This window comes from Pseudorhodoplanes sp., from assembly GCF_035565855.1.
Lineage (GTDB): Bacteria > Pseudomonadota > Alphaproteobacteria > Rhizobiales > Xanthobacteraceae > Pseudorhodoplanes.
Map to the genome: position 1 here is coordinate 1 of NZ_DATMRX010000295.1, position 8,034 is coordinate 8,034.

8 protein-coding genes and 1 riboswitch are annotated in these 8,034 nt (G+C 63.7%); of the genes, 6 read left to right on the forward strand and 2 right to left on the reverse strand.

Annotated elements, in window-relative coordinates:
* The first annotated feature begins 293 nt into the window (after positions 1-293).
* On the forward strand, positions 294-2,432 hold the full coding sequence (locus VN004_RS17075) for a hybrid sensor histidine kinase/response regulator (RefSeq protein WP_325612524.1): 2,139 nt from the start codon (positions 294-296) through the stop codon (positions 2,430-2,432).
* Between the two features lie 70 nt (positions 2,433-2,502).
* Positions 2,503-3,423, forward strand: a complete 921-nt coding sequence (locus VN004_RS17080) for a protein-methionine-sulfoxide reductase heme-binding subunit MsrQ (RefSeq protein ID WP_325612527.1) — start codon at positions 2,503-2,505, stop codon at positions 3,421-3,423.
* On the opposite strand, the gene yidD is transcribed toward VN004_RS17080, so the two are convergent.
* The gene (gene yidD, locus VN004_RS17085; protein ID WP_325612530.1) at positions 3,372-3,701 is read right to left on the reverse strand and encodes a membrane protein insertion efficiency factor YidD; all 330 of its coding nucleotides are present in this window, start codon (positions 3,699-3,701) and stop codon (positions 3,372-3,374) included. The genes VN004_RS17080 and yidD overlap by 52 nt on opposite strands.
* A 432-nt stretch (positions 3,702-4,133) precedes the next feature.
* Here yidD and VN004_RS17090 point away from each other — a divergent pair, with 432 nt between their 5' ends.
* The gene (locus VN004_RS17090) at positions 4,134-5,252 is read left to right on the forward strand and encodes a hypothetical protein (RefSeq protein WP_325612532.1); all 1,119 of its coding nucleotides are present in this window, start codon (positions 4,134-4,136) and stop codon (positions 5,250-5,252) included.
* Positions 5,253-5,291: 39 nt separating this feature from the next.
* On the opposite strand, the gene VN004_RS17095 is transcribed toward VN004_RS17090, so the two are convergent.
* The gene (locus tag VN004_RS17095; protein ID WP_325612534.1) at positions 5,292-5,747 is read right to left on the reverse strand and encodes an iron-sulfur cluster assembly scaffold protein; all 456 of its coding nucleotides are present in this window, start codon (positions 5,745-5,747) and stop codon (positions 5,292-5,294) included.
* A gap of 168 nt (positions 5,748-5,915) precedes the next feature.
* On the opposite strand from VN004_RS17095, the gene folE reads away from it, so the two are divergent.
* The 3 genes from folE to VN004_RS17110 form a co-directional block, all read left to right on the forward strand.
* Positions 5,916-6,578 (forward strand): GTP cyclohydrolase I FolE, encoded by a 663-nt coding sequence (gene folE, locus VN004_RS17100; RefSeq protein ID WP_325612536.1) that lies wholly within the window; start codon positions 5,916-5,918, stop codon positions 6,576-6,578.
* 75 nt (positions 6,579-6,653) lie between these two features.
* Positions 6,654-7,079 (forward strand): phosphoribosyl-AMP cyclohydrolase, encoded by a 426-nt coding sequence (hisI, locus tag VN004_RS17105; RefSeq protein ID WP_325612540.1) that lies wholly within the window; start codon positions 6,654-6,656, stop codon positions 7,077-7,079.
* A 49-nt stretch (positions 7,080-7,128) separates the two neighbouring features.
* Positions 7,129-7,228: riboswitch (glycine riboswitch) on the forward strand.
* A 193-nt stretch (positions 7,229-7,421) separates the two neighbouring features.
* Positions 7,422-8,034, forward strand: a 613-nt coding sequence (locus tag VN004_RS17110) for an FAD-dependent oxidoreductase (protein ID WP_325612544.1), incomplete at its 3' end; no start/stop codon positions are given.

Genomic DNA, 8,034 nt, shown 5'->3' on the forward strand with positions numbered 1-8,034 from the left:
CCAGCCGGTGGCCGCCGATGCGCTGAGCCGCCTCGCGGCCAGCGAGTCCATGGTGCTGCACGAGGAAAAGGACGAGTGGCGGCGGGAAACCAGGCTGTCGACCAAGGGGCTTTTGGAAGCGCTGAACGGAGCGCCGATGCGATGTGGTGGTCGCACCTGATGTTCGCGCCCGGAATACTCGGATCGTGCCGGAACATTATCGCTGGTCGGGCGTTTGCGGCGGACGACCCGACGGACCCGGTGAGCAAGTGACCGGGCCGGCTGAAGGCGTTGGAAGTGTTGCCCGGAATTCAATGGACATAGCGCAATCTTCCGCCATCCGGTCGCTGCGGCTCGCCATGTCGGCGGCCCTTGTTCTTCCGATCGTGCTGTTTCTCATCCTGGCGGTGAATAATTACAGGCAGACCCATGCGGTCGCCGACGAACGGATCGAACGAACTGCCAGCATCCTGCAGGAGCACGCCCTCAAGGTCTTCGAAACCATCGAGCGCAGCATTTCCGAAACAAATGAGGTCATCCGGGGGATGTCGGATGACCAGATCGTGGCCGAGGAAGCGCGGCTGCATCAGCGGCTGAAGCAGCTTGTCCTCGCCCTCCCGCAATTCAAGTCGATTTGGGTTTTCGATCCGAACGGTCGCGCTTTGGTCAATTCGATCGCCTATCCGCAGCCCGAAGGGGTCAATTTCTCCGACCGTGACTATTTCCAGGCGCATGTCGGTCAGGCGGGTCGGATCTTTGTCGGCACCGTGCTGAAGCCGCGCGAACCGTATCCCGAAGGCGAATTCTTCAGTGTCAGCAGGGCACGGCCGAGCCCCGACGGTACCTTTCGCGGCGTGATCCAGATCTCGATCCTGCCGTCCTATTTCGAGCGCTTTTTCGAGAAGCTTCGCCTGGGTTTCCCGGGCGGATATGCGGCGCTCGTGCGCGAGGACGGTGCGGTGCTTGCGCGCGATCCTCCTTTCGCGACGGGCAGTGGCAGAGCCATGACATCGATGCTCGCCGAGACCATGCGCAGCAATCCGGCGGGCGCGTTCACCACGCGCGTATCGGCGACCGATGGCGTCGAGCGACGCATGACATGGAAGAAATTGCCGAACCTGCCCGTGTTCGTCGTCGCCGGCGTGGAAACATCCGCAATCCGCGCGGAGTGGCTGAAAGCCATGGCGGGGTATCTGGCCTTCGGATTGCCAGTGACGGTGGTGTTGCTCGGCGCGATCTGGGTGGCGCTGGAGCGCACGCGGCGGCTCTATCAGGAGGAGGGCCGGCGCGCCGTCGCCGAGGGCGCACTGCGCCAGGCTCAGCGCATGGAAGCGATCGGGCAATTGACCGGCGGCGTCGCGCACGACTTCAATAACATCCTGATGATCGTGAAAGGCAATGTGCATCGGCTCCGCCGCAATCTCGAAGACCCGAAATTGCTGCGCAAGCTCGACATGATCGATACCGCTTCGCAGCGCGGCGAAAGTCTGGTGCGCCAGCTTCTGACATTTTCGCGCAAGCAGAATCTCACGCCTCAGGTGATCGATCTTGCGCAGCGGGTGCGTGAATTCCGCTCGCTGCTCGCACCGTCGCTGCGCGGCGACATCGAGATGAGAATTGACGTGCCGGGCACCATCGCGCCGGTGCGGGTCGATCTGAGCGAACTTGAACTTGCCGTTCTCAATCTTGCGGTGAATGCCCGCGACGCGATGCCGAACGGAGGCGTGATCGAACTCACCGTGCGTCCGGTGACGCTGCGTGGCGATCCGGCTCAGGACCGGCTGACGGGCGATTTCGTGGCCCTTGCAGTGTCCGACACCGGCTGCGGCATTCCCCGCGAGACGGTTGGGCGGATTTTCGAGCCGTTCTTCGCGACGAAAGATGTCGGCAAGGGCACCGGACTGGGGCTCAGCCAGGTCTATGGATTTGCCAAACAGAGCGGCGGCACCGTCACGGTATCGAGCGAAGTCGGACAGGGCACGACTTTCACGCTGTACTTGCCGCGCTCGCACGAACAGCCGCAGCGTTCGGCGCCGGCGCCCATCGGCGATGCGGCGCAGGTTGCCGCCGGGACGATACTCGTCGTCGAGGACAATACCGAAGTCGCCGATATTGCGACCGCCTTGCTCAACGAGCTTGGCTATCAGGTGACGCGCGTCGCCAGCGCCCAGACGGCGCTCGAGGTCTTGCGCACCGGCGAACAATTTGACCTGGTCTTCTCGGATGTCGAGATGCCGGGCGGCATGAACGGCGTCGAACTCGGGCAGCAGATCGCCAAGGATTACCCGAACCTGCCGGTGGTGCTGACCACCGGCTATTACAATGCGGTCGACAAGCCGCTTCCGAGCGGGCTGCCGGTGCTTCGCAAACCCTACGATATCGCGGAATTGAAGCGGGTGCTGCAGAGCGCGATCCGCAAACCATCGCGTGATCGTCGCGCCGCCGCGGGTTAGCCGGTCACAACCCCGTCAGTGCATCAACGTCATGCTTCGATGCTATTGCGCGATGTGTTAGGCGGGCTGCATGACGGTTCATGGCTATCAGCTCTGGCGTGACCGGCGGGGGCGGGTTTCCGCGCTCCGTATTGCGGCGCTGGTCTTTCTGCTTGTGCCGGCGGCGCTCGCGCTTCAGGCCTGGTATGCGCACGCGCTTGCGCCGCGGCTGCTCAATGACCTCGTGCACCGCACCGGCTATTGGGCGCTGATCTTCATGCTGGTTGCGCTTGCGATCACGCCGCTGCGAAGAAGCGGACGCTTCTCCGGTTTGATCGATGTGCGCCGCATGATCGGGGTGGGCGCCTTCTGCTACGCGACGCTGCACATCCTGCTTTACGTCGCCGATGAGCGCTTCGATCTCGTCAAGGTGGCGCTTGAGATCGTCAAGCGACTGTATCTGACCGTCGGCCTTGTTGCCTGGATCGGCTTGTTTGCGCTCGCCGTCACCTCGAACGACACCATGGTGAAGCGGCTCGGCGCTCTGCGCTGGCGGCGCCTGCATCAGATCACCTATCTCGTCGCTTTTCTGTCGCTTATTCATTTTTTCCAGCAGACCAAGGCAGACTTCACGCTGCCCGCGACCATCAGCGGGCTGTTCGGCTGGCTGATGGTCTATCGCGTGGTCGCCGCCCGGAAAGGGCCGGAACTCTCCACGCTGACGCTGTTCTTCATGACCATCGGGGTGGCGCTGGCGACCTTCCTCGGCGAGGCGGCCGGCATCGCGCTGTGGTACCGGGTTTCGCCGATGACAGTGCTGTCAACGGTGTTCGACTTCGACCTCGCCATCCGTCCCGGATGGTATGTGCTGGGCGCCGGTCTCGTGGTTTGCGCGCTCGATCTGGTGCGCGGGCGCATGCAGGATGCCTCCGGTGCACTGGTTCGCGGCCGTGGCCGGACTCAGGCTGCGTCGCCGGGCGGAGTTCCGTTGGTCGAGCGCCAGCGCGCATAGCGCCAGGGCAGATACCAGCGCGCCTCGGGATGCAGGTGCGCGGGGACAAAATCCAGCCCCGAGGTTCCATAGGGATGGCAGCGGCACAGGCGCCCGAGCGTCATCCACCCGCCGGCCCATAGTCCGTGGCGCTGCAATGCATCATCGCTATATTCGGAACAGGTCGGCAAATGGCGGCAGTGAAACCCGATCAGCGGCGACAGCGTGTAGCGGTACAGGCGGATGAGACCGCGGCCCGCCTGTCGTGGGGCGCTGCGGACACACAACGCGAGATTCAATAGGCGTCTCGGTGTCGCCACTCTTGCGATCACTGATGCAACATCGTTCGATAAGTCCCTCTAAATAGGGAGCAAACTGGAACTTTCGACAGGGAAAAGGTTCCGGTTCCCGTATAGGTATTTCGTTGCACAGCAACAGTTTCGCTGGACGCGAATCCCGGCCGCATATTAAAAAATACACCGGGTGACACGCGATCCCACAGATCGGCGGACAACAAGCCGAATTTCCACGTACCGTGGGATCACGGGAACCGGGGGAGTTGCATGAAGCTGCGCCGGATGGGTGCGGTCGCACTTGGATGTTTGCTTGTGTCTTTCGCCGCGCCGGTCGCCGAAAGCGACCCGTCGCGTTCGGCCCCGATGCAGTTCACGATGCGTCAGGATGCGGCAAACTGCACGGCCCCCTGCAGAACCTGGGTTTCAGCCACGGGCATGATCCGTGCCGATACGGCGCGCGAGTTCGAGGCTTTTGCCGCAAAGCATAACCTGCGCGGCGCAACCATCGTTCTGAATTCCGAAGGCGGTTCCGTTCACGGCGCCATCGCCCTCGGCCGGGCCATCCGCAAGCTTGAGATGACCACGACGGTCGGGCGTACGGTCCCGGTGAAGGGCGCCGCCGACCCGCGTGTCGCGAACATTGTGCCGCGCGCCGATTGCGAGTCGATGTGTGCGTTCGTGCTGCTCTCCGGCGCCAAGCGGATCGTGCCGCCTGAAGCGCGCGTCCGCGTGCACCAGATCTGGCTCGGCGACCGCAGAGACGACGCCGCTGCTGCAAATTACAGCGCCGAGGACCTTGTCCTCGTGCAGCGCGACATCGGCAAGCTCGCCCAATACACGATCGAGATGGGCGGCAGCGTCGATCTGCTTGAATTGTCGCTGCGCATTCCGCCGTGGGAGCCGATGCGCGTCCTGTCGCGTGACGAGATGCGGCGGATGAAGCTCGACAATTCCGATCTCACGGACGCGCGGGCGAGTGCGCCGCAATCGACCGCCAGCGCGGCGACCAATCAGTTCGCGCCGCGCCGCGTGTCCTTCTCGTCGCGCGAGGAGCGCGAACGGGGTTGGGTCATGGCTGAGAATGGTGGCTCAACGTCGTTGCGGCGGCGGCATCCGCTGACCGTCGAAGGCGACGATATTGGCTCGATCGATTTGACCTTCGCCTGCGGTGACAAGGCCGGAGAGTTTGTCGTCCTCTACAGCGAACTGCGACGAAACGTCGAAGACGCAGGTCCGCAGCCGCTGAAGAGCGTTGAACTCCGTATCGCCAACAAGATCATTCCGCTGACCGTCGAAGCGACGCGCCCCGGGCAAAATCCGGGCGAGCAGATGTCGAACGCAAGTGGGGCGGTCACGAGCGGGATGCTGCAGAATTTCGCAGCCAGCGGGCTGCGGTCCTTGGTGATTGAATCTACGGCGGAGAACAGCGATCCGGCGGTTGTCCGCATCGGGAATACCGGCGCTGCCGCGAATGTGACGCGCCTTCTGTCGCATTGCGCGCAGCCTGCGAATGCGTCCGCGGAGCACGCCGAACTCAAGCGTCCGGCCCAATAGCCACCACCTGCAACTCGTCTTTGCGCGAGACGGCTGCCTTTACTCCGCGGCTTCCTTGGCAGCTGCGCGCTTCTTCTCGATCTGGTCGATCGCCGAGACCACGGCGTCGAATGTCAGAAGCGTCGAGGCATGCCGCGCCTTGTAGTCCCGCACCGGCTCCAGCACCTTGATGTCGGCCCATTTGCCGTCCGGCGGGGCGCCGTTTTCCTTCAGCATGCGGCGCACCGTCTCGCGCAAGGCGCGCAATTCCTCGGCCTGGGACCCGATCACATGGCGCGCCATGATCGACGACGACGCCTGGCCAAGGGCGCAGGCCTTCACGTCATGGGCGAAGTCGGTCACCGTATCGCCCTCCATCTTGAGGTCGACGGTGACGGTCGAACCGCAAAGCTTTGAATGGGCGGTGGCGCTGCCATGCGCGTCCGGAATGCGGCCGATACGGGGTATCGAGCCTGCCAGTTCCAGAATTCTGGCGTTATAGACGTCATTCAGCATGCATTGAGCCGATGGTTCGGATCGGGAAAGCGTATTTGTCTTGCCTCAGCAACCGACTATATATGGCGCCGGGAATGCAGCGTCCAAGCCCGGAGGAGGGCGACGCGGCCGACCCGGTGACACCCCCGGCACCCCTTCGACGTCGCGTGCCGGTCGAACGGAGAGACCATGGACGCTATCGTAAAGCCTTGGCCGAAGCAGACGTCGGCCTCTTCGCAGTCCGACCATGTGCGCGCCGCTCCGGAGCCGGTGAAAAACCGGCCCACCCGGGAGCAGGCGGAGGAGGCCGTTCGCACCCTGATCGCCTTTGCCGGTGATGATCCGGCGCGCGAGGGCGTGCTGGATACGCCGAAGCGCGTGGTCGAGGCTTATGAGGAGATGTTCCGGGGCTACACCGAATGCCCGGCAGAGGTGCTCGACAGGACTTTCGCCGAAAGCGAGGCCTATGACGACTTCGTGCTGGTGCGCGACATTACCTTCAACTCCCATTGCGAACACCACATGATGCCGTTTTTCGGCAGGGCGCACGTTGCCTATCGCCCCGTGGACCGGGTTGTCGGCCTGTCGAAGCTGGCGCGGCTGGTGGATGTCTTTGCGCTTCGCCTGCAGACCCAGGAGCATATGACGGCGCAGATCGTGACGGCGATCGACGAGATCCTGAAGCCGAAGGGCGTCGCGGTGATGATCGAGGCCGAGCATATGTGCATGTCGATCCGCGGTGTGACCAAGCCCGGCGCGCTGACGGTCACAACGCAGTTTCGCGGCAGCTTCCGGGACGACCCCAACGAGCAGGTCCGCTTCCTGACCTCGATCCGGGCCGGACAGCGCTGACTGACGGCACCGATCGTCGTGATATAGCGGTGGCCGGGAGCAATCCCGGCCATTGTCATTTTCGGGAGCCGTTTCATGGCCGCCTCCGCCGAGATCGAGGAAGGTACCAGCCTTCAGCCCAAATTCGATGCCGACGGGCTCGTCACCGCGGTCGCGACCGATGCCGCGACCGGCGAGGTCCTGATGGTGGCGCACATGAATGCCGATGCTTTGGCCCGGACCATCGCAACCGGCGAGGCGCATTATTACAGCCGCTCGCGCAAGAAGTTGTGGCGCAAGGGCGAGGAGAGCGGCCACACCCAGCGTGTGGTCGAGATGCGCGTCGATTGCGATCAGGACGCGATCTGGATCAAGGTCGAGCAGGCAGGGTCCGGCGCCTGCCACACCGGCCGGCGGTCCTGTTTTTACCGCAGTGTTCCGCTCGGGCAGACCGGCGAGCCGAAGCTCGAATTCCGCGAAGGCCGCACGTTCGATGCGGATGCAACCTATCGCCGCTCATAAGCTCATAAAGCCGTGATCGGGTCGACTTTCGGCCGCGGAGCGCATACCTGACATGCGAGCGGGAGAGACTGGCCCTGTGGTTCGGCAGGGCCGGCGCCGAAGGAGCAACCGCCCCGGAATCTCTCAGGCAAAAGGACCGCTCCGAAGGTTAGCACTCTGAAGAGTGGAGCCGGGACCGTGTCTCCGACGCAGTGTCGAGGCGCGGACCCAGACGAGGCTCCCGCCGACGGTGTAAGTCGTACCGGCAATCAGGCCGGGCGGCGATACTCTCAGGCCAATGACAGAGGGGGCCACATTCGCGACTGAGCGGATGCGCGCCAGCTCTGGAGGCCTTGAGCGCCAATGTCTTCCTGCAACGATTTCTCTTCCCGCAACGATTTCGATGTCATCGTGCTTGGCGCCGGCGTGGTCGGCATCAACACGGCTTACTGGTCGCTTCGCAACGGCAAGTCGGTCTGCGTCATCGACCGTCAGCCGGCGGCGGGGCTGGAGACGAGCTTTGCCAATGGCGGGCAGGTCTCGGTCAGCCATGCCGAGCCCTGGGCCAATCCGTCGGCGCCGTTCAAGGTGTTGAAATGGCTGTTCCGGAGCGACGCACCGCTGCTGTTCAGGCCGAAACTGGACATTCACCAGTGGCTGTGGATCGCGAAATTCCTGGTCGATTGCCTGCCGTCGCGCGCCGACCGGAACACCACGGAGATCGTGAAGCTCGCAACCGAAAGCCGCGGTCTGATCCAGGCGATCCGTGCGCGGGAAGGCTTCCACTATGACGAGCGCACCAAGGGCATCCTGCATTTCTATCGCGACGTGAAGGAATTCGAGGCCGCTGCGCGCGTCGCCGCGCTGATGCGCAAGCATGGCTGCGATCGCGAGGTCATCGATGTGGATCGCGTGGTCGAGATCGAACCCGCGCTCGCCGACCAGCGCCATGTCATCGCCGGAGCGACCTACACCG

What these genes read in the sequence shown, in the direction of transcription:
- folE (WP_325612536.1), top strand. Translation starts at nt 5,916, where the DNA reads ATGGACGCTATCGTAAAGCCTTGGCCGAAGCAGACGTCGGCCTCTTCG.
- VN004_RS17075 (WP_325612524.1), top strand. Translation starts at nt 294, where the DNA reads ATGGACATAGCGCAATCTTCCGCCATCCGGTCGCTGCGGCTCGCCATG.
- VN004_RS17095 (WP_325612534.1), bottom strand. Translation starts at nt 5,747, where the DNA reads ATGCTGAATGACGTCTATAACGCCAGAATTCTGGAACTGGCAGGCTCG.
- VN004_RS17090 (WP_325612532.1), top strand. Translation starts at nt 4,134, where the DNA reads ATGATCCGTGCCGATACGGCGCGCGAGTTCGAGGCTTTTGCCGCAAAG.
- hisI (WP_325612540.1), top strand. Translation starts at nt 6,654, where the DNA reads ATGGCCGCCTCCGCCGAGATCGAGGAAGGTACCAGCCTTCAGCCCAAA.
- VN004_RS17080 (WP_325612527.1), top strand. Translation starts at nt 2,503, where the DNA reads ATGACGGTTCATGGCTATCAGCTCTGGCGTGACCGGCGGGGGCGGGTT.